22 protein-coding genes are annotated in these 23,331 nt (G+C 61.8%); 9 read left to right on the top strand and 13 right to left on the bottom strand.

Features of this window, described 5'->3' with window-relative positions; translation table 11 throughout:
- Nucleotides 1-53: 53 nt before the first annotated feature.
- The 3 genes from BLW80_RS23035 to BLW80_RS23025 form a co-directional block, all read right to left on the bottom strand.
- Nucleotides 54-1,031 (bottom strand): Bug family tripartite tricarboxylate transporter substrate binding protein, encoded by a 978-nt coding sequence (locus BLW80_RS23035; RefSeq protein WP_170849767.1) that lies wholly within the window; start codon nt 1,029-1,031, stop codon nt 54-56.
- A 154-nt stretch (nt 1,032-1,185) separates the two neighbouring features.
- Nucleotides 1,186-2,409, bottom strand: a complete 1,224-nt coding sequence (locus BLW80_RS23030) for an FAD-dependent oxidoreductase (protein WP_170849766.1) — start codon at nt 2,407-2,409, stop codon at nt 1,186-1,188.
- Between the two features lie 86 nt (nt 2,410-2,495).
- Nucleotides 2,496-2,882: a cupin domain-containing protein gene (locus tag BLW80_RS23025; RefSeq protein ID WP_068733870.1), complete on the bottom strand. Its 387-nt coding sequence runs from the start codon at nt 2,880-2,882 to the stop codon at nt 2,496-2,498.
- 204 nt (nt 2,883-3,086) lie between these two features.
- Between BLW80_RS23025 and BLW80_RS23020 the strand changes: the two genes are divergently transcribed.
- A complete protein-coding gene (locus BLW80_RS23020; RefSeq protein WP_093759874.1) occupies nt 3,087-4,067 on the top strand; it encodes a LysR substrate-binding domain-containing protein in 981 nt (326 codons plus the stop codon).
- A gap of 69 nt (nt 4,068-4,136) precedes the next feature.
- On the opposite strand, the gene BLW80_RS23015 is transcribed toward BLW80_RS23020, so the two are convergent.
- A complete protein-coding gene (locus BLW80_RS23015; protein ID WP_093759872.1) occupies nt 4,137-4,676 on the bottom strand; it encodes a DUF6428 family protein in 540 nt (179 codons plus the stop codon).
- 42 nt (nt 4,677-4,718) lie between these two features.
- Between BLW80_RS23015 and BLW80_RS23010 the strand changes: the two genes are divergently transcribed.
- The 4 genes from BLW80_RS23010 to BLW80_RS22995 are packed head-to-tail and all read left to right on the top strand — an operon-like array spanning nt 4,719 to nt 7,757.
- A complete protein-coding gene (locus tag BLW80_RS23010) occupies nt 4,719-5,072 on the top strand; it encodes an ArsR/SmtB family transcription factor (protein WP_089262883.1) in 354 nt (117 codons plus the stop codon).
- Nucleotides 5,065-5,517 (top strand): arsenate reductase (glutaredoxin), encoded by a 453-nt coding sequence (arsC, locus tag BLW80_RS23005; RefSeq protein WP_093759870.1) that lies wholly within the window; start codon nt 5,065-5,067, stop codon nt 5,515-5,517. The genes BLW80_RS23010 and arsC overlap by 8 nt, the downstream gene beginning before the upstream one ends.
- Before the next feature lie 31 nt (nt 5,518-5,548).
- Nucleotides 5,549-6,580 carry an ACR3 family arsenite efflux transporter gene (gene arsB, locus BLW80_RS23000; protein WP_093759868.1) on the top strand — a complete coding sequence of 344 codons (1,032 nt, stop codon included), beginning with the start codon at nt 5,549-5,551 and terminating at the stop codon, nt 6,578-6,580.
- Nucleotide 6,581: 1 nt separating this feature from the next.
- On the top strand, nt 6,582-7,757 hold the full coding sequence (locus BLW80_RS22995) for an MFS transporter (RefSeq protein WP_093759866.1): 1,176 nt from the start codon (nt 6,582-6,584) through the stop codon (nt 7,755-7,757).
- A 91-nt stretch (nt 7,758-7,848) separates the two neighbouring features.
- Here the strand turns inward: BLW80_RS22995 and BLW80_RS22990 are convergent, their stop codons facing one another.
- The 3 genes from BLW80_RS22990 to lepA all read right to left on the bottom strand — a co-directional run bounded on the left by BLW80_RS22990 (nt 7,849) and on the right by lepA (nt 11,595).
- Nucleotides 7,849-9,069 (bottom strand): ABC transporter substrate-binding protein, encoded by a 1,221-nt coding sequence (locus BLW80_RS22990; protein WP_093759864.1) that lies wholly within the window; start codon nt 9,067-9,069, stop codon nt 7,849-7,851.
- A gap of 202 nt (nt 9,070-9,271) precedes the next feature.
- Nucleotides 9,272-9,751 (bottom strand): DUF1801 domain-containing protein, encoded by a 480-nt coding sequence (locus BLW80_RS22985; RefSeq protein WP_093759862.1) that lies wholly within the window; start codon nt 9,749-9,751, stop codon nt 9,272-9,274.
- Nucleotides 9,752-9,789: 38 nt separating this feature from the next.
- On the bottom strand, nt 9,790-11,595 hold the full coding sequence (gene lepA / locus BLW80_RS22980) for a translation elongation factor 4 (RefSeq protein WP_093759860.1): 1,806 nt from the start codon (nt 11,593-11,595) through the stop codon (nt 9,790-9,792).
- A 126-nt stretch (nt 11,596-11,721) separates the two neighbouring features.
- Here lepA and BLW80_RS22975 point away from each other — a divergent pair, with 126 nt between their 5' ends.
- Entirely contained in the window at nt 11,722-13,353 is a 1,632-nt protein-coding gene (locus BLW80_RS22975; protein WP_093759858.1) for a glycosyltransferase family 39 protein, read from the top strand.
- Nucleotides 13,354-13,386: 33 nt separating this feature from the next.
- Here BLW80_RS22975 and BLW80_RS22970 read toward each other — a convergent pair whose 3' ends face one another.
- The 5 genes from BLW80_RS22970 to BLW80_RS22950 all read right to left on the bottom strand — a co-directional run bounded on the left by BLW80_RS22970 (nt 13,387) and on the right by BLW80_RS22950 (nt 17,382).
- Nucleotides 13,387-13,689, bottom strand: coding sequence for an HPr family phosphocarrier protein (locus BLW80_RS22970; RefSeq protein ID WP_093759856.1), 303 nt, complete (start codon nt 13,687-13,689; stop codon nt 13,387-13,389).
- Nucleotides 13,686-14,087, bottom strand: coding sequence for a PTS sugar transporter subunit IIA (locus tag BLW80_RS22965; RefSeq protein ID WP_068733893.1), 402 nt, complete (start codon nt 14,085-14,087; stop codon nt 13,686-13,688). The genes BLW80_RS22970 and BLW80_RS22965 overlap by 4 nt, the downstream gene beginning before the upstream one ends.
- 131 nt (nt 14,088-14,218) lie before the next feature.
- Complete coding sequence (locus BLW80_RS22960) at nt 14,219-14,683, bottom strand: HPr kinase/phosphorylase (protein WP_374725710.1); 465 nt, start codon at nt 14,681-14,683, stop codon at nt 14,219-14,221.
- Between the two features lie 56 nt (nt 14,684-14,739).
- A complete protein-coding gene (locus BLW80_RS22955; protein WP_093760096.1) occupies nt 14,740-16,545 on the bottom strand; it encodes a sensor histidine kinase in 1,806 nt (601 codons plus the stop codon).
- 135 nt (nt 16,546-16,680) lie between these two features.
- Nucleotides 16,681-17,382, bottom strand: a complete 702-nt coding sequence (locus BLW80_RS22950) for a response regulator transcription factor (protein ID WP_068733897.1) — start codon at nt 17,380-17,382, stop codon at nt 16,681-16,683.
- 215 nt (nt 17,383-17,597) lie between these two features.
- On the opposite strand from BLW80_RS22950, the gene BLW80_RS22945 reads away from it, so the two are divergent.
- The 3 genes from BLW80_RS22945 (at nt 17,598) to BLW80_RS22935 (ending at nt 20,770) form a co-directional block, all read left to right on the top strand.
- A complete protein-coding gene (locus BLW80_RS22945) occupies nt 17,598-18,335 on the top strand; it encodes a HugZ family pyridoxamine 5'-phosphate oxidase (RefSeq protein ID WP_093759854.1) in 738 nt (245 codons plus the stop codon).
- 183 nt (nt 18,336-18,518) lie between these two features.
- Nucleotides 18,519-20,132 (top strand): phosphoenolpyruvate carboxykinase, encoded by a 1,614-nt coding sequence (locus tag BLW80_RS22940; RefSeq protein WP_093759852.1) that lies wholly within the window; start codon nt 18,519-18,521, stop codon nt 20,130-20,132.
- A gap of 200 nt (nt 20,133-20,332) precedes the next feature.
- Nucleotides 20,333-20,770 (top strand): EamA family transporter, encoded by a 438-nt coding sequence (locus BLW80_RS22935; RefSeq protein ID WP_093759850.1) that lies wholly within the window; start codon nt 20,333-20,335, stop codon nt 20,768-20,770.
- Between the two features lie 12 nt (nt 20,771-20,782).
- On the opposite strand, the gene BLW80_RS22930 is transcribed toward BLW80_RS22935, so the two are convergent.
- Nucleotides 20,783-23,314 (bottom strand): glycogen/starch/alpha-glucan phosphorylase, encoded by a 2,532-nt coding sequence (locus BLW80_RS22930; protein ID WP_093759848.1) that lies wholly within the window; start codon nt 23,312-23,314, stop codon nt 20,783-20,785.
- Nucleotides 23,315-23,331 lie beyond the last annotated feature (17 nt).

The raw sequence follows: 23,331 nt of genomic DNA, 5'->3' as shown, positions 1-23,331 counted from the left end.
ATCTAGGACTAAAGTCAAGATCAGTTTAAGCTCGGAGGGATGCCGAAAAATCCCTAGTTGGAAATCTTCGCTTTCGAGCGCTTCACGATATTTTCCATCCGCGCAGAATCCTTGGCGATAACAGCTCCGAACTGATCGGGCTTGTCTGCGATCACGGTCAAACCAAGGCCTTCCAGGCGAGCCGAAACAGTTGAATCTCGCAACGCCTCCACGATCGATGCGTTGAGCTTCTCAATCACGTCCTTGGGGGTCGCCGATGGAGCGACAAAGCCGTACCAGTTGCCCGCGAGGAGATCGGGATAGCCTGCCTGCGGCGACGTCGGCACATTGGGCAGCTGTTTGCTTGGTTCAGGCGCGGTCACGACGATGGGCCTCAGCGCTCCGCTTTGTACCTGCTGGACCGTGTTCGACAGATTATCGCACATCATGGACACCTGACCACCGATGACATCCTGAAGTGCCGGAGCTGCGCCCTGATACGGGATGTGGACGGCATCGATGCCTTCGAGCACCTTCAGCGTCTCGCCGCACAGATGGCTCGTGCTGCCGATACCGGCTGACGCAAATGTCAGCTTGCCCGGCTCGGCCTTGGCCAGCGCCACCAGTTCCTTCAGCGAGTTCGCCTTGACCGAAGGATTGACGACCAGGATGTTCGGCGTCGAAGCGCCATTGGTGATGGGCGCGAAATCCTTTTCGGAATTATAGGCGGGCTTTTCATAGATCCACGGATTGATCGCCATCATGCCGGTTGTCGCGAGCAGAATCGTATAGCCATCCGCCGGCGAAGCGGCGACGCGAGCCGCCCCGATCGAGCCGTTGGCGCCGCCGCGGTTCTCGATGATCACGGTGACGCCGAGCGACTTCGACATCAGCGGAGCCACCAGTCGTGGAATCGCGTCCGCCGTGCTTCCAGCCGGATAAGGGACCACGATTGTGATCATTTTTTCCGGAAAGCCGGCCGCTGCCGCGCCGGGCACGCCCAAGGCGACAGGCGCTACCAGCGCCGCCAAAAGAAACGTCGTCCACTTCATCCGTAAATCCTTGCTTGGCATTCTGAAACTCCTGCATGACATCTTGGGAACCATGGTGTTGGCTCCTCCAGGCTTACTGGCGCTTCCACTGCCGCGGTTCTTATCCAGCCGAGTGACCGGTTGCCGTCGACATCGTCTCAGAGAGAGTTGCTGATCACCCAGGGCGGTGCTCAGCCACATGCAACGCACCGGCCCGCTCAAGCGAGTCGAGCATCGCGATCCGGCGCAATAGCGCTCGTGCCTTTTCCGGATCGGCGGCTGCTGCGCGAATGTCGTCGCGGAAACGCGCGCGATCGGCTTCGTCTTTCGCTTCGAGGTTCTTCTTGTTGCGGATGGTGTCGCCCTGAATGGCCTGCATCGTGACCGTCCGGCGCTGCAGATCGTAATCGGCGAGAATGCTCTCATCAGCCGTGCCGTTGATGACTGGGCCCAGCTTCGCGGTCAGGTTCAATGCATCATGAATGCCGCCATTCATGCCCATGCCGCCGAGCGGGTTGTTGATATGGGCGGCGTCACCGGCCAGAAACGTGCGGCCTTTCTGGAAATTCGCGGCGACGCGCTGGTGCACACGATAGAGCGTGGTGTGGAGGATGGGGGCGTCCAGCTCTGTGGGAACGATCCGCCGGATCGACGCCGTCACATAGGCTTCGGACAGTGCTTCCTCATCGGATGTTTCCGCGGCCACCGGCATCATCACGCGCCATGCGCCGAGGATACGCAGAAGGAAGTACCAGCGTTCGGGATCGGCGACATAGCTGACCGACGAGACGCCCGGCCGAAGCGCGGTGAAATCGACCGGTGTCGTCATCACCAGGAAACGCTCGGGCCAGGTGAAGCCCTCGAATTCCATATCCTGGCTGCGGCGGACGATGCTGTTCGCACCATCGGCGCCGATCAGCCAGGCGCATTCATGCGTGGTGTCGTGGCCGTTGGCCGTGACCACCACCTTGACGGTATCGCTGCTCTGCTCGACCGATCTGACCTCGCTGCCGAACGCGATCGAGAACAGCGGATTGCCGGACAGGGCATCCAGAATGATGCGCGTGAGCTTGAATTGCTCGGCTTGCAGGCGGAACGGATGCCGCACCAGATCGGAGATCGCCGCGAAATCGAATGTTCCGAGCACACCGTCCTCGGACGAGCTGTACTGCACTGTCGGTGCCTTCAGCCCCTGTGCAATCAACGTGCTGGCGAAACCGAGATTGTCGAGCATGTCCAGCGTGGGCGGATGGAACGTCGATGCGCGCGACTCGCTGCTCAGCGCGTCGTTCTTCTCGAGCACCAGAACCGGAATGTTCTGTCGCACCAGATCTGCGGCAGCCACCATGCCGACCGGCCCTGCACCGGCGATGATGACGGGAAGCTTCGCATTACTCATATCAAGACCTCTTGCGGGGATTTCAGGGAGCATCGGCTCTGATCGGCGGCCCCTCTAAGAGGCTGCCGTCATCATCTCTGTGGCTCTCAGGCGGGATCGTAGTAGTGCATTTCGAGAAGCAGGCAGCCGCCCTCGGATTTGAACGGACCATGCCACGCGCCTGGCGGTCTGACGGCGTAGGTGTAGCCGGCGAACGGCGTGCCGCCTTGCCCGTTCTCGTCATTGCCAACGATCAGGTCGCCGGAGACGAGAAAGACTTCTTCCCAGTGGTCGTGAACGATCTGCTGTGTGGTGAAGAGACCCGGAGGGAACTTCAGCAATCGCGTCCGGCTGCCGCGTTTGTTCGCGGTATCGAGCGATCCGGACAGGATCTTCTCCAGCGCGCCCGACGCGGGATCGTAGCCCTCGGGCAATTGCCAGCCGCTCTCCATGTCGAGCGTGTGGAATTCGTCATGCAATTTGTTGACTGCCACTGATGTGCTCCTTGAAGTTGATGACCGAAGCACCTGTGCGGGGCACCGCGCTGCAGTCTGCATGTCTTGAGACCGTTGCCGGGGCGTGACCTCGCCAGAGGTCGCTGCCGCCATGACTTTTGTCACCCGCGGGGAGATTGTTGCCTTGTGCTTAGGCGTGCAAACAATTTAATCTGCGGACGTCTTGCGTTTTTGGAATGAACTATGCGCCGCAGAATACCGAGCCTCGGCGCGCTGATGGCGTTCAGCGCGGCTGCCAAACACCTCAGCGTCACCCGTGCCGCCAGCGAACTCGCGCTGACCGAAAGTGCGGTGTCGCGCCAGATTGCGCAGCTGGAGACGCAGCTCGGCGTGAAACTGTTTCATCGGATCAAGAAACGCATCACGTTGACGCGGGCAGGGGCGGCCTACAGCACCCGCGTGGCGCAGACGATCGAGCGGATCGAGCGCGATGCGCTCGAGATCATGGGCTATGAGGCCGACGGCATGGTTCTGGACGTCGCGGCGCTGCCCACTGTCGGCGCCCAGTGGCTCATTCCGCGCCTGCCGGATTTCTATGCGCGTCATCCCGGCGTCGCCGTCAATGTGAGCGCGCGCAACACGCGCTTCTTCTTCAGCGAGACCGCGCTCGATGGTGCCCTCTACTTCGGCCAGCCGGACTGGCCCGGCACGCAGGCAGACCATCTGTTCGACGAAATTCTTCTGCCGGTCGGATCGCCGACGCTGATCGGCAGGCGCGGCGAATTGCCGCCGAGCAAGGTCGCCGAGCTGCGGCTTCTGCATCTCGTCACACGCGCCGATGCATGGCGTCGCTGGTTCGATGCTGCGGAGCTCGGCGGCACGAATGTGATCCGCGGGCCGCGTTTCGATATCCAGTCCACTTTGATCAGCGCGGCAAGCTCGGGTCTTGGTGTTGCCCTGCTTCCCGAATTCCTGATTTCCGACCAACTCAGGTCGGGCAAATTGAAGGTGTTGTCGAGCCTGACCCTGAAAAGCGTCGGCTCGTACTATTTCGCCTGCCCGGAGGAGAAAGCCGGGAATCCTTTGCTGCAGGCATTCCGGGCGTGGTTGCTGTCGCAAGCCCAGGCGTCTGCGCATCCCGGCTCCTCGCCAGGAGCTTTGCCAAAAGAGACTGGTCGCCTCGCGGATCGACGCAGCGCAACGACCGCAGGTGGCAAAGGATAATGATTGTGGGCTCTACCGCGCGCTCTCGTTGAGAGTCCAGTAACAGGTCTCCGGTCTGAACCGCGGCGTCTACCGGCAGCACGTGCTTTTGGACGATACCGGCGCGCAGCATGCACTGGCTTCCTTCTGCGCCTCCAGCCAGCGGTCGCGTGGCTTGCAACTCGCCGGACGCGGGGCAAGCGCCACCGTGAGAACGTCGCCCTGTATGCGCGGGGTATCCGCGCAGTGTAGTTGCATCGGCGCGATGCCATCGCTCACTTCGAAAGTCAGTCGCGCATTGATATCGAGAGCGACATGGTCGGAGACTTTCCGGATGATGGCGGCGAATTTAGCCGCCGTCATATGGGTCCGGCCACTTTCGACGATGTCCCACAACTGTACGAAGATCTCCGACCACGCTTCGGGATTGCCGCCGCAATCAAGTGCGGAAAAGGCGCCCGCCTTGACTTCGGTGACGTGGTAGCCCGCCTGAATGCTGTGACCGCTATAGGTGAACACCAAGGGCAATGCCGGTGCCGCGTCGCAGGCGGCGAGGAGCGCCCCGATGCTGATGTCGTCGGCGGCGATCTGCGGCGAAGGCGGAATTTCCGGCTTGGCAAGGTCCAGCATCGATGTTACTCCATGATTTGATATTTTTAGGATTATTGAAATATGGAAGAACGTCAAGCCCTGTCGGCTTTTGCAGCGCTGTCCCAGGAGACACGGCTTCGCATCGTGCGCCTGCTCGTGCAGGCCGGTCCCGCGGGGATGCCGGCCGGCGCCGTCGCGGAGGCGGCAGGCGTGTCGGCCTCGAATGTGTCCTTCCATCTGAAGGAGCTGACCCAGGCTGGCCTTGCCAGCGCGAAGCGGGAGGCCCGCTCGATTGTCTACACCGCCGATTACGACGCGCTGTCGGGCCTCATCCAGTTCCTGATGCGGGATTGCTGCGCGGGTCATCCCGACATCTGTATGCCGGCCACGGCGTCCGCATGCACCTCGGACAGCAAGGAGCTGTCACGTGCCTGATAGCGTCGACGTCATCATCTATCACAACCCGGATTGCGGCACCTCGCGCAACACGCTGGCCATGATCCGCAATGCCGGCATCGAGCCGCATATCATCGAGTATCTGAAGACACCGCCGTCGCGGGTCATGCTCGTTCAATTGCTCGCGCGCGCCGGCATGTCGGTGCGCGAAATCCTGCGCGAGAAGGGAACGCCCTATGCCGAGCTGGGCCTCTCCGACGCCAGTCTGACCGACGCACAGTTGCTCGACGCCATCGAAGCCCATCCGGTTCTGATGAACCGCCCGATCGTGGTCTCCGCGCTGGGTGTGAGGCTCTGCCGGCCATCTGAAGCGGTTCTGGACATCATGCCCACTCCACAGCTTGGAGCGTTCTCGAAAGAGGATGGCGACCGGGTCGTGGATGTGAGCGGCCAGCGGATCACAGGACAGCGTCATGACCAGTGAGGCCATCGGCAGGCCGGTTTCCGCTCCAGCCATGGGTTTGTTCGAACGCTATCTCACGATCTGGGTGGGCCTGTGTATCGTCGTCGGCATTCTGCTGGGCCGATGGATGCCGGCCGTTTTCCATGCGCTCGGCTCGGCGGAGATTGCACAGGTCAATCTGCCGGTGGCTGTTCTCGTCTGGCTGATGATCATTCCCATGCTGCTCAAGGTGGACCTCGGAGCGCTCGGTCACGTTGGCGCACACTGGCGCGGCATTGCCGCGACCGTCGGAATCAACTGGCTGGTGAAGCCGTTCTCGATGGCGCTGCTCGCCTGGCTGTTCATCGGCCATCTGTTCAGGCCGTATCTGCCCGCGGACCAGATCGACAGCTATACGGCTGGTCTGATTCTGCTTGCAGCTGCGCCTTGTACGGCGATGGTGTTTGTCTGGTCGAATCTGGTCGATGGCGAGCCGAACTTCACGCTGGGACAGGTCGCGCTCAACGACACCATCATGGTGGTCGCCTTCGCTCCGATCGTCGGCCTTCTGCTCGGACTATCATCCATTATCGTGCCCTGGGGCACGTTGCTGTTGTCCGTCCTGCTCTACATCATCGTGCCTGTGGCAATCGCGCAATTCTGGCGGCGCGCATTGCTGGCGAGGGGAGGCGAGGCGGCGCTATCGCAGGCACTGTCGCTGCTCGGTCCGGTATCGCTGGTCGCGCTCCTGCTAACTTTGGTGCTGTTGTTCGGCCTGCAGGGCGAGCAGATCACCCGGCAGCCGATGGTCATTGCGCTGCTCGCCGTCCCTATCCTGATCCAGGTCTATTTCAATGCCGGTCTCGCCTACTGGCTCAACCGCCGCCTCGGTGTCGCCTGGTGCGTGGCCGGCCCCTCCGCCCTGATCGGCGCATCGAACTTCTTCGAGCTCGCGGTGGCCGCGGCGATCGCACTGTTCGGTTTTCAATCGGGCGCGGCACTGGCAACGGTCGTCGGCGTTCTGATCGAGGTGCCGGTGATGCTCTCCGTGGTTCACATCGTGAAGGCGACACGGGACTGGTACGAGCGGGGAGCTGTGAACTGAGGTGGCAGTCGTTCGTTGGCAAGTCGTATCCGCGCTCGGTACGACGCAGACACTGGCATGGGCTTCCAGCTACTATGTTCCGGCCGTGTTCGCGGATCCCATTTGCGACGACCTGCATCTGTCCAGGACGTGGTTCTTCGCCATGTTCTCCGTGGCGCTGCTGGTGTCGGGTTTGCTCGGGCCGCTCGCCGGCCGCATGATCGACCGCAGCGGTGGCCGGGACGTGCTTGTCGCCACCAATCTGATGTTTGCGGCGGGGCTGGCCTTGCTTGCGGTTGCAACGGGACCGATCACGCTGGCCCTGGCCTGGCTGGTCATCGGCGCCGGCATGGGTTTCGGCCTGTATGAGGCTGCGTTTGCGACGGTTGCGGGATTGTGGGGACGACAGGCCCGCAGTGCGATCACCGGCATCACCCTGTTCGCCGGTTTTGCGAGCACCATCGGCTGGCCGCTCAGTGCCGCGATGATCGATGCCTTCGGCTGGCGCGGCGCCTGCTTCGCATGGGCCGCGTTGCACATCGTCATCGGTCTGCCGCTCAACCGCTTTCTCGTTCCGAAGGCGCCGCCGCATGCGCATCTGGATGAGCCTGCCGTCCCCACATCAGGCATTCCATGGGCGATGATCGTTCTGGCGGGCGTCTTCGGTGCGACCTGGTTTGTCACCACCGCCTTTGCCGCGCACATGCCGCGCCTGCTGGAAGCGCTCGGGGCCACCCCGGCGCAGGCCGTGCTCGCCGGGGCTTTGATGGGGCCTGCGCAAGTCGCAGCCCGGATCGGGGAATTCGGTCTGCTACGACATGCGTCGGCGATGATATCCGCACGCCTGGCCGCGGGCCTGCATCCCGTCGGCGCCGGATTGCTGATCCTGTTCGGAGCGCCCGTCGCGCTGCCATTCGCCCTTCTGCACGGTGCCGGAAATGGCCTGTTCACGATCGCGCGCGGAACGCTTCCGCTGGCGATGTTTGGCGCCGTCGGATACGGCATGCGAACCGGCTGGCTGGCCGCGCCGGCGCGCATTCTGCAGGGGGCAGCGCCGCTGCTGTTCGGCCTTGTGTTGGATCACGGTGGCCCGCGCGTCGCGCTGGCGCTCACAGGCGGGCTTACGTCGCTCGCATTCCTGGCGCTGTTTTGGCTAAGGACCCCAGCGGCGAAGCCGGCAACGAGTGCCATCGTTTAAAAAATGCGATGAAAACTAACGTGTCGCCCGGCCAGGCGTGCAATTGCGCGCCAGGCCGGGCGACGGCCGTTGTTGCTGATGCGAAAGACCCTCAGTCCTTCTTCACATACTGGCAGCCGCCATCCTTCATCGGCCGGAACACCTGATCGCCGGGGACTTCCGCGAGGACCTTGTAGTAATCCCACGGCGCCTTGGATTCTTCGGGCTTCTTGACCTCGAGCAGGAACATGCTGTGCACCATGCGGCCGTCCTCGCGCAGCACGCCGTTATCGGTGAACGCGTCGCGCACCGGCATCTCGCGCATCTTCGCCAGCACCGGCTTGGTGGCGCGGGTGCCGGCCGCCTGCACGGATTTGAGATAGTGCAGCGTGGCGCTGTAGGTCGCAGCCTGGTTCATGGTCGGCATCCGCTTCATCTTGTCGAAGAACTTCTTGCCGAAGGCGCGGGTGCGATCGTTGAGATCCCAGTAATAGGCCTCGGTGATGATCAGCCCCTGCGCCATCTTCAGGCCGAGCGAGTGGATGTCGGAGATGAACATCACGATGCCCGCGAGCTTCTGGCCGCCGGCGACGATGCCGAACTCGGACGCCTGCTTGATGGTGTTGATGGTGTCGCCACCGCCATTGGCCATGCCGATGATCTTGGCCTTGGACGATTGTGCCTGCAGCAGGAAGGACGAGAAGTCCGCGGTATTGAGCGGATGCTTGGCGCTGCCGACCACCTTGCCGCCCGCGGCGCGCACCACGTCGCCGGTGTCACGTTCGATGGAATGGCCGAACAGATAGTCCGCTGTGATGAAGTACCAGGAGTCGCCGCCCTGCTTGACGATGGCGCTGCCGACCGTGTGAGCGTTGCCATAGGTGTCGTAGGTCCAGTGCGCGGTATAGGGCGAGCACGACTTGCCGGTGATGTCCGACGACGCGGCGTCGGTGACGATCATGATTTTCTCGAACTGCTTCGACATCTCCATGCCGGCCAGCGCAGTGGCCGACGTCGGCATGTCGATGATCATGTCGACATTCTCGGCCTCATACCATTTGCGCGAGATGGTGGCGGCGACGTCGGCCTTGTTCAGCGCATCTGCGGTGACCAGCTCGATTGGCTTGTCGAACATCTTGCCGCCGAATTCCTCGATGGCGATCTTGGCCGCCTCGACATTCCCCTGGCCGCCGATGTCGGCATAGACCGAGGCGAAGTCGGCGAGCACGCCGATCTTGAGCGGAAGCGTGTTGGCTTGCTGGGCCAGCGCGGAAGCGCCGAAAAGCAGCGAAACAGCAAACGTCGTAGCCGCAACCGTGCGGTGCGCGATCATTCAATCCTCCCCAAATTTTATACGCGCCGTTTTCGGCGTCGTGACAGCAGCATGAGGGGAGGATGGCGGGGTGGCAAGGGCGGCGTGAGGGATGTTTGGTCGCAGAAATCTGCCGCATTGCGGCGGGCGGAAAATTGGACCGGCGGAATCCGTTCATTCACGGCGCTATTTGTTCCCGGACGACAGCCAGTTGTCGCCGCGCTCATTCAGCCTGAGATGACCTCGCTGAAGGCCTGCGCTTGCGGAGATGATAGGTCAGCGCCAGTCCGACGCAGTGACTCAGAGCTTGTTCCGGCACGGGATCATCGACGTGCAGCACGATGCTGCGGTTGCCTTCGAAGCTTAGCTCCGTTGGATACAATTCACGAAAGGTCGCGACCAAATCGGTCTGGCAGTGAAAGAACAGCGCGTACTGCGCTGTGGCCCCCATGCAATCAAGCCGGATGGTGCTGCCGCTTTTCGTCTCGCTTGTCAGATAGCTGGGCTGATTCCACTTGAGGGTCTCCTGCAGCGGACCGACGCCATCGATTTCCGCGGCAGTCTCGAAGATCAGTTGCCGGAGGGCCATAAGCCGGGCCTTGATCGCCGGAGGATGCTGGTCGAATGCTGCTTTGACAGCTGGATCTGAAAAACCTTGGGGAGGTCGCTTCGCCGTTCTGTTCGCATCCCGTATCGCAGTCATATGCGGTACCTCTGGTCAAAACGACGGGCGGTTGATCCTCAGCTATCCACCTTCAGCGCCGCGATAAATGCTTCCTGCGGGATGTCGACCTTGCCGAACTGCCGCATCTTCTTCTTGCCTTCCTTCTGCTTCTCCAGAAGTTTGCGCTTGCGGCTGATATCGCCGCCATAGCACTTCGCGGTCACGTCCTTGCGCAGCGCGCGGACGGTTTCGCGGGCGATCACCTTGCCGCCGATCGCCGCCTGGATCGGGATGACGAACATGTGCGGCGGAATCAGTTCTTTCATCTTCTCGACCATGGCGCGGCCGCGGCCTTCGGCGCGGGTGCGATGCACGAGCATCGACAGCGCGTCGACCGGCTCGGCATTGACCAGGATCTGCATCTTGACGAGATCTGCGGCCTTGTAGTCGGTCAGATGATAGTCGAACGAGGCGTAGCCCTTCGATATCGACTTCAGGCGATCGTAGAAATCGAACACCACTTCGTTGAGCGGCAGCTCGTATTTCACCATCGCGCGGGCGCCGACATAGGTCAGCTCTTTCTGATTGCCACGGCGTTCCTGGCAGAGCTTCAGCACGCTGCCGAGATATTCATCGGGCGTCAGGATCGTGGCTTCGATCCACGGCTCCTGGATCTCGGCGATCTTCACCACATCCGGCATGTCGATCGGATTGTGGATCTCGATCTCCTCGCCGTCGGTAAGGTGCATCTTGTAGATCACGCTCGGCGCGGTCGCGATCAGGTTGAGATCGAACTCGCGGCTCAGGCGCTCCTGGATGATTTCCAGATGCAGCAGGCCGAGAAAGCCGCAGCGGAAGCCGAAGCCCAGCGCAGCCGAGGTTTCCATTTCGAAGGAGAATGACGCGTCGTTCAGCCGCAGCTTGCCCATGGCGGCGCGCAGCGTCTCGAAGTCGTCGGCATCGACCGGGAACAACCCGCAGAACACCACGGGGATCGCGGGCTTGAAGCCCGGCAACATGTCGGTGACCGGCTTGCGATCGTCGGTGATGGTGTCTCCGACGCGGGTATCGGCGACTTCCTTGATGGCGGCCGTAATGAAGCCGATCTCGCCGGGACCGAGTTCGTCCACATTGACCATCTTCGGCGTGAAGTAGCCGACGCGCTCGACATCATAGGCGGCGTTGGTGCCCATCATGCGGACGCGCTGGCCCTTCTTCATGACGCCGTCGACGACGCGGATGAGGACGACGACGCCGAGATAGACGTCGTACCAGCTATCGACCAGCAACGCCTTCAGCGTGGCGTCGCGGTCGCCCTTCGGTGGCGGCAGCCGGTGCACGATGGCTTCCAGCACGTCAGGCACGCCCAGACCCGTTTTTGCCGAGATCATCAACGCGTCCGAGGCATCGATGCCGATGACGTCCTCGATCTGCTTCTTCACCTGCTCGGGTTCTGCCGCGGGCAGATCGACCTTGTTGAGGATCGGCACAATTTCGAGATTGGCGTCGAGTGCGTGATAGACGTTGGCGAGCGTCTGCGCTTCCACGCCCTGTGAGGCGTCGACCACCAGCAGCGCGCCTTCGCAGGCGGCCAGCGACCGCGAGACCTCGTAGGCGAAGTCGACGTGGCCGGGCGTGTCCATCAGGTTGAAGATGTAATCCTTGCCGTCGTTGGCCTTGTAATGCAGGCGGACGGTCTGCGCCTTGATGGTGATGCCGCGCTCGCGCTCGATATCCATCGAATCGAGCACCTGCTCCTTCATCTCGCGCGCCTGCAAGCCGCCGGTGATCTGGATCAGGCGATCGGCCAGCGTCGATTTGCCATGGTCGATATGGGCGACGATGGAGAAGTTGCGAACGTTCGAAATCGGGGAGGTTGTCATGCGCGCGGGATAGCATTCAGGCCCCGATGCGGCAACCTTAATGCGGGTTTCGGCCTGATTCCCGGCCCTGTTTCCGTCACGGCATCCTGATTTTACTCCGGCCCGAAACACGCTAGGCAGGGGCCCATGAGTACAATCGCTTCCTCTACCCCCGCCAAACGCCGGGGCTTGCTGTCGATCGGCCGCCGCGGCGCTGCGCGGCTCGTTGCCTGGGCGTGTGATCCGCAATTGAGCGTCCTGCTGGTGCTCGGCTTCACGATCGCCCATGTGGTGCTGTGGACCGCGATCCTGACCCAGGTAAAGGCGGCGCAGGACATCCATTTCGACGTCTCCGAGGGCTATGCCTGGGGGCAGAAGTTCCTGATGGGCTACGGCAAGCATCCGCCGCTGTCGGGCTGGATCTCGGGCGTCTGGTTCAAATTTTTCCCGCCGGTGGACTGGGCGACCTATCTGCTCGCCATGGTCACGGTCGGCATAGGCATGATCCTTTGCTGGGCGATCGCGCTGCGCGTGGTCGATCGCCGCCGTGCCTTTTTCGTGCTGCTGATGGTCGCGATCTATCCGATCTTCAATTTCAAGGGCTTCAAATACAATCCGGACCTGCTGCAGCTGGTAACTTTGCCGCTGGTGGTGCTGGCCTATTTGCACGCTTTCGAGAAGCGCTCGATTCGCTCCGGTGTATTGCTTGGCCTCGCCGCTGCGCTGGCGCTGATGACCAAATACTGGGTGGTGACGATGATCGGGGCCATCGGTCTGGCCGCGCTGATCCATCCGCAGCGGATGCTGTTCCTGCGCTCGCCGGCACCATGGATCGCCATCGCGACGATGGCGGCGGCGATGATTCCGCATCTCGACTGGGTGCGGCAGGTGGAATACGCGCCATTTCGTTACGCCGGCAATACCTATGCGATCTCGTCACGCTGGGAGAGTTTGCAGCTGGCGTGGGGCTATGTTGGCCACAATATCGCGCTGCTGCTGTTGCCGCTGGGTCTGGCCGCTGCGGTGCTGGCCTGGGGGCCACGCTGGTGGGCGTCGGTGGCGCGCGATCCCCGCGCATTCGTCAAGCGACCGTGGTCACTGACGACCAATCCCGGTGTCCGCAAGGATCAGGCCCTGAATATCTGGCTGATCCAGGCCATTGTCGCCGTCGGGCCGCCGATCGGTGCGTTGTTGTTCGACGTTTATATCAAGACTGATTGGGGTATCTCGCTGTTCTTCCTGGTGCCGCTGGCGGTCATTGCGATCCCGGCGCTGAAGATGCCGCGGGTCGCGCTGGTACGGCTCGCTGCGATCTGGCTGGTGCTGTCGCTGGTCACGCTCGCCGCCGCATCGCAGATCGCCATCGCGTCACTGCCGCGCGATGCCAACGGCAATTTCGCTCACATCTCCTACTCGCAACTCGCGCGCGAACTCACCGAAGTCTGGCACAAGCGCTTCCACACGCGCTGGAGCGAGGTCGTGGGCTTCGTCGATGTTGCCGAGCAGATGACGTTCTACAGTCCCGATCATCCGCTGCCGCTGACGCCTTACGAGCCGTGGCCGTCAGGCGTGACGTCGATGGCCGAAGCGAAGCGTAACGGCTTCATCGGAATCTGCATGGTCGGTGACTGGAAATTCGATCGCTGCGAAGCGTGGATGAAGGACAATCTCCCGAATGCCGAACGTATCGTGATGTCGACGCGACGCTTCTTCAAGGGCAATGTCGGCACGACCACGCGGTGGAATGTCTATGTGGTGGCGCCTGGCGCAATGAAATAGCCGTTCGCTGACGAAGCAGCTTTCGGCGAACCGCTACTCTTCGCCGAACTTGTTGGTCACAAGCTCGGTGATCGCATCCAGCGCCGCTTGAGCTTCGGCGCCTTTGGCAGTGACCGTGATGCTGGTCCCGGGTCCGGCGGACAGCATCATCAGGCCCATGATGGATGTACCGCCAACGGTCTCGCCGTTGCGTGTCACCGTGATGTCGGCATTGAAGCGTTCGACCATCTGCACGAATTTGGCAGAGGCGCGCGCATGAAGGCCACGCTTGTTGGTAATCGGAATCTCGCGGGAGACGCTGCCGGACACAGTCGTATCGTCTGGGCTGTCGCTCATTTGCCGGCGAGAACGCGGCTGGCGATGGTGACGTATTTGCGGCCGGCTTCCTGCGCCATGGCGATCGCATCGGGCAGCGTGCGCTCTTCGCGCACCTTTGCGAGCTTCACCAGCATGGGCAGGTTGATACCGGCGAGAACCTCGACCTTCGGCCGGCTCATGCAGGAGATCGCCAGATTCGATGGCGTGCCGCCGAACATATCAGTGAGGATGGCAACACCATCGCCGCTGTCGACGCGATTGACCGCTTCGATAATGTCGCTGCGACACAAATCGGAATCGTCTTCGGCGCCGATCGTCACGGCTTCAATTTGTTTTTGCGGACCCATTACGTGCTCAAGCGCCGCCTTAAACTCGTCGGCAAGGCGCCCATGGGTCACAAGTACTAGACCAATCATCGGAAACTCCTCGTGGGTGCTTTTGGTGCACCGCACGAAAGGGCCACTTTGACCATCCAGAGCCCCTATGCAAGAGGGCTCTTCGCGAATCTCCCTTAAATTGCACGGATGCGGCGGGAAGTAGCGCGGGTCTATTCGGTGGCGATAGTGGGACTAATATGGTTACCAATTCCCTTCGAGCAATCGTCCAAAGGTCGCACCGCGGCTAAACCATCGTTTGTAATAAGCGCGGCTACGACCAATGGTAGTGGTGAAAAGCCTGTCCCGACCGGGATTCGGGGCAATTCAACGCCCTCCAGTGTGGTTTTGAGCGCTTCCGGCTCTGGCAGGCGCGCAGCGTCGGTGGCGGCGAGATCGACCACCAGCCCGACGATGGCACCGGTAGCGCAGTCCAGACGCCGGATTCCCAGCCCCCTGACCTCAAGCAGCCCAACCAGTTCGGGCGCCGGCCGTACCCACAGTTTTCCATCCCTGACATCCAGATGCACCCGGTCGTCGCCGACCAGCATGGCCTCGGGAAGCTGTCCGCTCTGAGCGGCGAGGATCAGGTCGAATACCAGCCGCGATTTTCCGGAACCGGACGGCCCCCGGATCAGGACCGCGCGCTCATCGACCAGTACGGCGGAGGCATGGATGCTTTTGCCATCCGCGCTCATGTGGCCGGCAACCGTACCACGAAGCGCGCACCGAGCACCGGGATCTCGCCGTCGGCATTGGCCGGGCCGATGCGGTTCTCCGCCCAGATCGTACCGCTATGGGCTTCGACGATCTGCTTGGAAATCGACAGGCCCAGACCGGAATTCTGGCCAAAGCCCTGATGCGGGCGGTCGGTGTAAAAGCGTTCGAAGATCCGTTCGAGTGCATCCAGTCCGATGCCGGGGCCGTCGTCATCGACGACGATCTCGATCTTGCCTTTCAGGCGACGGCAGACGATCCGCACCTTGCCGCCCGGCGTCGAGAATGACTGCGCATTGGTGACGAGATTGGTGATGACCTGACCGAGGCGGGAATCGTGGCCCGGCACTGAAAAGGCGTCGGTGGCAGCGCCTTCGAAGCGGACTTCAACGCCGACGTCATGACCGAGCTTGGTTTCGTTGGCGACCGAGGTCAGCGTGGTCAGCAACCGTCGGACATCGACGGGCGCCGTGTCGTTGCGCTGGAGTTCGGCATCGAGACGGCTGGCGTCGGAAATATCCGAGATCAACCGGTCAAGCCGCCGCACGTCGTGTTCGATCACCGCGAGCAGGCGGCCGCGGCTGTTGTCGTTCTTTGCCAGCGGGAGTGTTTCCACGGCGGAGCGCAGCGAGGTCAAAGGATTCTTGAGCTCGTGGGAGACGTCGGCCGCGAACATCTCGATCGCCTCGATGCGGTTATAAAGCGCATCGGTCATGTCGCGTAGCGCTCCGGAGAGATGGCCGATCTCGTCGCGGCGGCGTGTGAAATCCGGGATCTCGACACGGGTGCGGATGCGGCGACGAACGCGTTCGGCGCTGTCGGCAAGACGTCGCACCGGACCTGCAATGGTCGATGCCAGCAGCAGCGACAGCACGATCATCACCACGGCCGCGACCGCAAAGACTTTCAGAATCGCCAGACGTTCGGCGGTCACCATCTGATCGATGTCGTCGCCCTGGGTCGACAGCATCAGCGAACCATGGACGGCGCGGAAGCGCTGCACTGGCACGGCGACCGAGACGATGACTTCGCCCCGTTCGTTGATGCGCACCATGCTGCTCTTCAGACCGTCGAGCGACTGTTGCACTTCCTGATAGCCGTTGCCGTTTTCCGGACCAAGTTCGCGATACAGCGGAAGGTCGCCGCGATTGAGCCAGGTTCGGACCGCGATCATTGTGCGTTCGGCAAAGCCGGGCTTTTCGGTGGTCGGGGGCGGCAGTTCGAAACGCAGCACATCACCGCGACCATAAAGGCTGCGGCTGTCGAGGATCAGCACGCCATCGCGGTCGTAAATGCGCGCACGAGTCTTGGTCGGGGAGATCAGCCGCCGCAGCACCGGCGCGACGCGCTCGGGATTGATCGGAAAATCAAGGCCGGAGAGTTCGTCCGGCACGCCATAGGTTTCGCCGGGCTTGAGATCCAGCAAGCGGTCGGGATCGATCGTGATCGTATTGGTTTCGACGGTGGCCGAAGCGGCAATGGCGCTGGCGATGATTTCGGCCTGTACCAGCAGGCTCTGCGCGCGTGCGTCGATCAGGCCGGCGCGAAACTGCGAGAGATAGAGAATGCTGGCGACCAGCGCGCAGAGGCCGGCGAGGTTGAGCGAGACGATGCGGCGCGTCAGGCTCGAAAAGGTCAGCGCAACGAAGAACTGCCGGGCACGGCGCAGCCAGTCGAGCGGGCGCTGCCAGCCGCGACGGGTGCGATCGGCATCGCCGCCTGTCGCATTCGGCGACGTGCCGTCGGCGTCCAGGCTTTCATCAGGCTGCGTACGATCCAGCAATGCCAAAACTGCCCGGTTGTTGTCGATATCTGCGATACGTCACGCGGCGCTCATTGTTGCGTGTGCGGATGCGCATTCTAGCGCAGCACGGCTGAGCCGTCAGGCCCCCAGCCGTGCCGCGGGAACCCTTACAGATCAGGTTTCCTTGAAGCGATAACCGACGCCATACAGTGTCTCGATCATCTCGAAGTCGTCGTCGACGACCTTGAACTTCTTGCGCAGCCGCTTGATGTGGCTGTCGATGGTGCGATCGTCCACATAGACCTGATCGTCATAGGCGGCATCCATCAGCGCGTTGCGGCTCTTCACCACGCCGGGGCGCGTCGCCAGCGCCTGCAGGATCAGGAACTCGGTGACGGTCAACGTGACCGGCTCGTTCTTCCAGGTGCAGGTGTGACGTTCCGGATCCATCCGCAGCAAACCGCGATCGAGCGCCTTGGCGTCGGTCTCCTTCGGAGCGGCAGTCGGGTCCTTCGGCGCGGCGCGGCGCAGCACGGCCTTGACGCGCTCGACCAGCAGACGCTGCGAGAACGGTTTGCGGATAAAATCGTCGGCGCCCATTTTCAGGCCGAACAGCTCGTCGATCTCCTCGTCCTTCGACGTCAGGAAGATCACCGGCAGATCGGACTTCTGGCGCAGACGGCGCAGTGTCTCCATGCCGTCCATGCGAGGCATCTTGATATCGAGGATTGCGAGGTCCGGCTGGCTCGTGCGGAAGCCATCGAGTGCGGAAGCACCATCCGTATAGGTCATGATGCGGTAGCCCTCGGCTTCCAGCGCGATCGATACGGATGTGAGAATGTTACGGTCGTCGTCGACCAGTGCGATAGTTGGCATGAGCCTGCTTTCCGAAGCGGGATGGGCTATCCGGCAGAATTCAACAATCCGCCGTATGAGGTGGCCTTAAGAACACAGTCAACGAGCAATGCAAGCTGGGCTGAAGTGTGGCCGAGTTCCCTGAACGCTTGAATGACGCGTGGGTTCCGTAGATGTATAGACCTCCCGGGGAAGAAGAAATAGCCACTTTTTGCAATGAAATACGGGATTTAACCATGCAGCCGACCCCTGATTTCGACCCCTCGCGCGTCACCCGGTCGCTGTTGCGGCGCAGTCGGCAGGGGGCGCTGGCTACCCTGGCCGTCGGTTCCGGCGATCCTTATTGTGCGCTGGCCAATGTCGCCAGCCACCCGGACGGGTCGCCGATTCTCCTGATTTCCCGGCTGGCGCTTCATACCCGCAATATTCTGGCCGATGCCCGCGTCTCGCTGATGCTGGACGAGCGAGCGCCGGGGGACCCCCTGGAGGGCTCACGCATCATGCTCGGAGGTATCGCGCAGGAGGCCAGCGACAGCGAAAAATCGCTGCTGCGTCGGCGCTATCTCAGCGTCCATCCATCCGCGCAAGTCTTTGTGGATTTTAAGGACTTTTCGTTCTTCCGGATCAAGCCGAAGAGTGCCCATCTGGTGGCCGGCTTTGGCCGCATTAACGACCTGAAGCCACAGCAATTCCTGACCGATCTCACCGATGCCGAAGGCATGCTCGAAGCCGAGGAGGGCGCCGTTGCTCATATGAACGCCGATCATCTCGATGCGCTTAATCTCTATGCAACGAAGCTTCTCCACGCAGACGCAGGCGACTGGCGGTGCACCGGATGCGATCCGGATGGCATGGACCTGCAGAACGGCGCGACGGTGATCCGGCTGGACTTTCCGCGGCGGATTGTCACTCCGGGTGCATTGCGGCAAGTCCTGAAGGAACTCGCAGAGCAGGCCCGCGCTTTGAAGAATTGAGCGGTATCAAGTGCCGTGCTGGAATAAACCAAATATGCGGACAGCAGCTTGGCATTTCACATCTTCGTCACTATTAGATCGCCGGGTTACGGCCTCGGTGGTTATAATGACGGCTACCGCTGCTGACGTGCGATTGAAGACAGTTGCACAGGTCGGATATGCGGACTCAAGGAGGAATATTCCGTGCAAGAGACGGGCGTACGCAACGGTGCCTATGGCGCCGACAAATTCGGACTGAAAAATCTCAAAGCGGTGAACTGGAATCTCGGCGCGCCGCAGCTTTACGAATATTCGCTGCGTAACGGCGAAGCCGAATTGTCGTCCGATGGCGCGCTCTGTGCTGACACGGGTGAATTCACCGGCCGCAGCCCGAAGGACAAGTTCACCGTCAAGGACGCTTCCACCGAACAGATGTGGTGGGCTGGCAATCAGGCGATCACGCCGGAGCAGTTCGAAGCGCTCTATATCGATTTCAAGAAGCACGCCGAAGGCATGACCCTGTTCGCGCAGGACCTTTATGGCGGCGCCGATCCGAGTTTCCAGATCAAGACCCGCGTGTTCACCGAACTCGCATGGCACTCCCTGTTCATCCGCACGCTGCTGATCCGTCCGGAAGCCGCTGCGTTGAAGGACTTCGTGCCTGAACTCACCATCATCGACCTGCCGAGCTTCAAGGCCGATCCCAAACGTCACGGCTGCCGCTCGGAAAACGTCGTGGCAATCGATTTCGCCCGCAAGATCGTCCTGATCGGCGGGTCTTATTATGCCGGCGAAATGAAGAAGTCGGTCTTCACCACGCTGAACTACTATCTGCCCGCCAAGGGCGTGCTGCCGATGCATTGCTCGGCCAATGTCGGCCCCGACGGCGACAGCGCGATCTTCTTCGGCCTGTCCGGCACCGGCAAGACCACGCTGTCGGCCGATCCGAAGCGCACGCTGATCGGCGACGACGAGCATGGCTGGGGCAAGGATGGCATCTTCAATTTCGAAGGCGGCTGCTATGCCAAGACCATCAAGCTCTCCGAAGAAGCCGAGCCCGCGATCTATGCGGCGAGCAAGCGCTTCGGTGCGGTGCTGGAAAACGTCGTGCTCGACGCCAATACCCGCCTGCCGGATTTCGATGACGGCTCGAAGACCGAGAACACCCGCTCGGCCTATCCGCTCGACTTCATCCCGAATGCGTCTCGCACCGGCCGCGCGCCGCAGCCGAAGAACGTCGTGATGCTCGCCGCCGACGCGTTCGGCGTGCTGCCGCCGATCGCCAAGCTGACGCCGGCGCAGGCGATGTATCACTTCCTGTCCGGCTACACCGCCAAGGTCGCCGGCACCGAGCGTGGTCTCGGCAACGATCCGGAGCCGGAATTCTCGACCTGCTTCGGTTCGCCGTTCCTGCCGCTCGATCCGTCGGTCTATGGCAACATGCTGCGTGACCTGATCGCCAAGCACAATGTCGACTGCTGGCTGGTCAATACCGGCTGGACCGGTGGCAAGTATGGCGTCGGTTCGCGCATGCCGATCAAGGTGACCCGCGCGCTGCTGACTGCGGCGCTGAACGGCTCGCTGCGCAACGTGGAATTCCGCACCGACAAGTATTTCGGTTTCGCAGTCCCGACCGCGCTGGATGGCGTGCCGTCGGAAATCCTCAATCCGGTAAACACTTGGAAGGACAAGGCCGAATTCGACGCGACTGCGCGAAAACTGGTCGGCATGTTCCAGAAGAACTTCGCCAAGTTCGAAGCCCAGGTCGATGCGGATGTCCGCGCCGCTGCGCCGGATGTGAAGCTGGCCGCGGAGTAAGTTGCTGCTTCAAGATTGAGTGCGAAAGGGCGGCCGCAAGGCCGCCTTTTTCATGTCAGGCAGAACCTATCAGTCATTATGCCTGGCCATGACGAAACCGTTAGTCGGAATGCGATGCACGACCAGCTAGAACGCGAAGGCTGGATTGCTTCGTCGCAAGGGTTCCTCGCAATGACGGCTGACAGGTAAGGACACTTCAAATGAAAAACGTCATGCTCACCTGGCCGTTCTGGGCGCTGCTGTCCGCGGGCTTTGCGGCGCTCACGGCGATCTTCGCCAAGGTCGGCATCGAGAACGTCAATTCGGACTTCGCGACGTTCATCCGCACCATCGTCATTCTCTTTGCCGCTGGCATGATGGTCTATGTCACCGGCAACTGGCAGCCGCCGTCCAATGTATCAGCGAAGACGTGGGTGTTTCTGGTGCTGTCTGGTTTCGCGACCGGAGCATCGTGGATCTGCTACTTCCGCGCGCTGAAACTTGGCAATGCCGCACAGGTCGCGCCGATCGACAAGCTCAGTGTGGTGTTCGTGGCGGTGTTTGCCGTGTTGTTTCTCGGCGAGAAATTGTCGCTGCCGAACTGGCTCGGCGTCATCCTGATCGCCTGCGGCGCGGTGCTCGTTGCGTATCGCGCGTGAGCACTGTCGCGCTTACGTTGCCTTTCGTGCCTGCAGACTCGGTGTGCCCGGCAGATCGCCAGCAACCGGCACGCCCCAGATATCATCGGCATATTCGCGGATGGTGCGGTCTGACGAGAACCAGCCCATCCTGGCGGTGTTGAGGATCGCGGCCCGGCTCCAGGCTGAGCCGGCCCTCCACCGCGTGTCGATGCCGCGTTGGGCTTCGTAATAGGAATCGAAGTCGGCCGAGACCACATAGTGATCGAGGTGGCGCAACGCGTGGCCGACGGAAGCATAGCGGCCGGGATCGTCCGGCGAGAATGCGCCGGTCTCGATCGCCTGGATCGCGCGGCCGAGATTGGGCGACTTGTTGATGACGTCAGAGGCATCCAGGCCCTTGGCACGGCGCTCGACAACTTCGGCGGCGGTCATACCGAAGATCGCGATATTCTCCGGGCCGACATTGTCGCGGATTTCGATATTGGCGCCGTCCAGCGTGCCGATGGTCAGCGCGCCGTTCAGCGAGAGCTTCATATTGCCGGTGCCGGAGGCTTCCATGCCGGCGGTCGAGATCTGCTCGGAGAGATCGGCCGCAGGAATGATGACTTCCGCCAGGCTGACATTGTAGTCCGGCAGGAACGCGACCTTCAGCTTGCCGCCGATCGTCGTATCGTTATTGACGATATCGGCGACGTCATTGATCAGGCGAATGATCAGCTTGGCATAGCGATAGCTCGCTGCCGCCTTGCCGGCGAAAATCTTGACGCGCGGCACCCAGTCCTTGCCCGGCTCGTCCTTGATCGCCTGATACAGCGCGACTGTTTCAATGAGGTTGAGCAGCTGTCGCTTGTATTCGTGGATGCGCTTGATCTGCACGTCGAACAGCGCCGACGGATCGGCCTGAACGCCGAGCTTCTCGCCAATCACGCGCGCGAGCGCGAGTTTGTTGTGATGTTTGACCTTGCGGAATTCCTGCTGGAACGCGGCGTCGCCGGCAAAAGTCTCGAGCTTGATCAGCCGGGTGGGATCGTCGAGCACGGCTTCGCCGCAAGTGGCGCGCAACAGGTCGGTGAGCTTCGGATTGGCCAGCATCAGCCAGCGGCGGAAAGTAATGCCGTTGGTCTTGTTGGTGATGCGGCCGGGATAGAGCTGGTTGAGGTCGTGGAACACGGTCTCCTTCATCAGCTCCGAATGCATCGCCGAGACGCCGTTGATGCGGTGCGAGCCGATGAAAGCGAGATTGCCCATGCGCACGCGGCGACCTGACGTCTCGTCGATGATCGAGACCGAAGCGCGATAGGCGGTGTCGCCGGGGCGCGTCGCATCGGCGCGGTCGAGATGCGCTTCGTTGATACGATAGATGATTTCAAGATGCCGCGGCAGCAGACGCTGGAACAGTTCGACCGGCCAGGTCTCCAGCGCTTCGGGCAGCAGCGTGTGGTTGGTGTAGGACAAGGTCGCGTTGGTGATCTGCCAGGCGGCATCCCAGCGCATATTGTGCTGATCGACCAGGATGCGCATCAGCTCGGCGATGGCCAGGCTCGGATGCGTGTCGTTCATCTGCACCGCCGCCTTGTTGGCAAGGCCACGCAGATTGCCATCGGAATGGAGGTGACGCTTGACCAGATCCTGCAGCGAGGCGGAGACGAAGAAGTATTCCTGGCGCAAACGCAATTCGCGGCCGGCGGCGCTCTCGTCGTTCGGATAGAGGAACTTGCAGATCGCCTCGGCGCGCGCCTGTTCGGCGCTGGCGCTGACATAGTCGCCGGTGTTGAAGACGTCGAGCCGCAGCGGATCCGGCGCGCGCGCCGACCACAGCCGCAGCGCGTTCACATGCTGGCCACGCCAGCCGACGATGGGTGTGTCATAGGCAACGGCCTCGACGGTCTCGCCGGGATGCCAGATGACCTGCTTGCGGCCCTTGCCGTCCTCGACGGTCTCGATGCTGCCACCGAAATAGACGTTATACGTGACTTCCCGCCGCGGTAGTTCCCACGGATTGCCAAAGCCGAGCCACTCGTCGGGATATTCCTGCTGCACGCCGTGCGAGATGACCTGACGGAACAGGCCGAAGTTGTAGCGGATGCCGTAGCCAAAAGCTGGAATGCCGAGCGTTGCCATGCTCTCCATGAAGCAAGCGGCGAGGCGGCCGAGGCCGCCATTGCCGAGCGCTGCATCGGGCTCGCATTTGCGGAGTTCGTCGAGGCCGACACCAAGATCGCCGAGCGCGGCTTCGAACAGCGGCAGCAGGCCCATATTGTTCAGCGCATCGGTGAACAGGCGGCCGATCAGGAATTCCAGCGAGAGGTAATAGACCCGCTTGCGGCCGGCGTCGTAGCTCTCTTTGTCCGAGCTCAGCCAGCGATGCACCATGCGGTCGCGCAGCGTCAGGGCGGCAGCCTTGTACCAGTCGTGCTTGGTGGCGAATGCGGCTTCCTTGCCGATTGCCAGCCTCAATTTGACGAGAATAGCGCTCTTGATGTCGGCAAGCGCCAGTTCATCGACAGCCGTATTCTCGGGCTGGAATTTTGCTGGGACTGATAGATCTGACAAACCGGCCATCCTGAGCTGTGTCACTG

This window comes from Tardiphaga sp. OK245 (assembly GCF_900108575.1).
Classification (GTDB): Bacteria; Pseudomonadota; Alphaproteobacteria; order Rhizobiales; family Xanthobacteraceae; genus Tardiphaga; species Tardiphaga robiniae.
Note: the sequence above shows the minus strand (reverse complement) of the source record. Positions and strands in the feature narration are given on the sequence as shown.

Excerpts from the sequence above, each read along its gene's own strand:
- arsB (WP_093759868.1), top strand. The coding sequence starts at position 5,549 with ATGGGTTTGTTCGAACGCTATCTCACGATCTGGGTGGGCCTGTGTATC.
- BLW80_RS22945 (WP_093759854.1), top strand. The coding sequence starts at position 17,598 with ATGCAGCCGACCCCTGATTTCGACCCCTCGCGCGTCACCCGGTCGCTG.
- BLW80_RS23035 (WP_170849767.1), bottom strand. The coding sequence starts at position 1,031 with ATGAAGTGGACGACGTTTCTTTTGGCGGCGCTGGTAGCGCCTGTCGCC.
- lepA (WP_093759860.1), bottom strand. The coding sequence starts at position 11,595 with ATGACAACCTCCCCGATTTCGAACGTTCGCAACTTCTCCATCGTCGCC.
- BLW80_RS22935 (WP_093759850.1), top strand. The coding sequence starts at position 20,333 with ATGAAAAACGTCATGCTCACCTGGCCGTTCTGGGCGCTGCTGTCCGCG.
- BLW80_RS23030 (WP_170849766.1), bottom strand. The coding sequence starts at position 2,409 with ATGAGTAATGCGAAGCTTCCCGTCATCATCGCCGGTGCAGGGCCGGTC.
- BLW80_RS22990 (WP_093759864.1), bottom strand. The coding sequence starts at position 9,069 with ATGATCGCGCACCGCACGGTTGCGGCTACGACGTTTGCTGTTTCGCTG.
- BLW80_RS23015 (WP_093759872.1), bottom strand. The coding sequence starts at position 4,676 with ATGCTGGACCTTGCCAAGCCGGAAATTCCGCCTTCGCCGCAGATCGCC.
- BLW80_RS22985 (WP_093759862.1), bottom strand. The coding sequence starts at position 9,751 with ATGACTGCGATACGGGATGCGAACAGAACGGCGAAGCGACCTCCCCAA.
- BLW80_RS22950 (WP_068733897.1), bottom strand. The coding sequence starts at position 17,382 with ATGCCAACTATCGCACTGGTCGACGACGACCGTAACATTCTCACATCC.
- BLW80_RS22970 (WP_093759856.1), bottom strand. The coding sequence starts at position 13,689 with ATGAGCGACAGCCCAGACGATACGACTGTGTCCGGCAGCGTCTCCCGC.
- BLW80_RS22975 (WP_093759858.1), top strand. The coding sequence starts at position 11,722 with ATGAGTACAATCGCTTCCTCTACCCCCGCCAAACGCCGGGGCTTGCTG.
- BLW80_RS23020 (WP_093759874.1), top strand. The coding sequence starts at position 3,087 with ATGCGCCGCAGAATACCGAGCCTCGGCGCGCTGATGGCGTTCAGCGCG.
- BLW80_RS22930 (WP_093759848.1), bottom strand. The coding sequence starts at position 23,314 with ATGGCCGGTTTGTCAGATCTATCAGTCCCAGCAAAATTCCAGCCCGAG.
- BLW80_RS23010 (WP_089262883.1), top strand. The coding sequence starts at position 4,719 with ATGGAAGAACGTCAAGCCCTGTCGGCTTTTGCAGCGCTGTCCCAGGAG.
- BLW80_RS22965 (WP_068733893.1), bottom strand. The coding sequence starts at position 14,087 with ATGATTGGTCTAGTACTTGTGACCCATGGGCGCCTTGCCGACGAGTTT.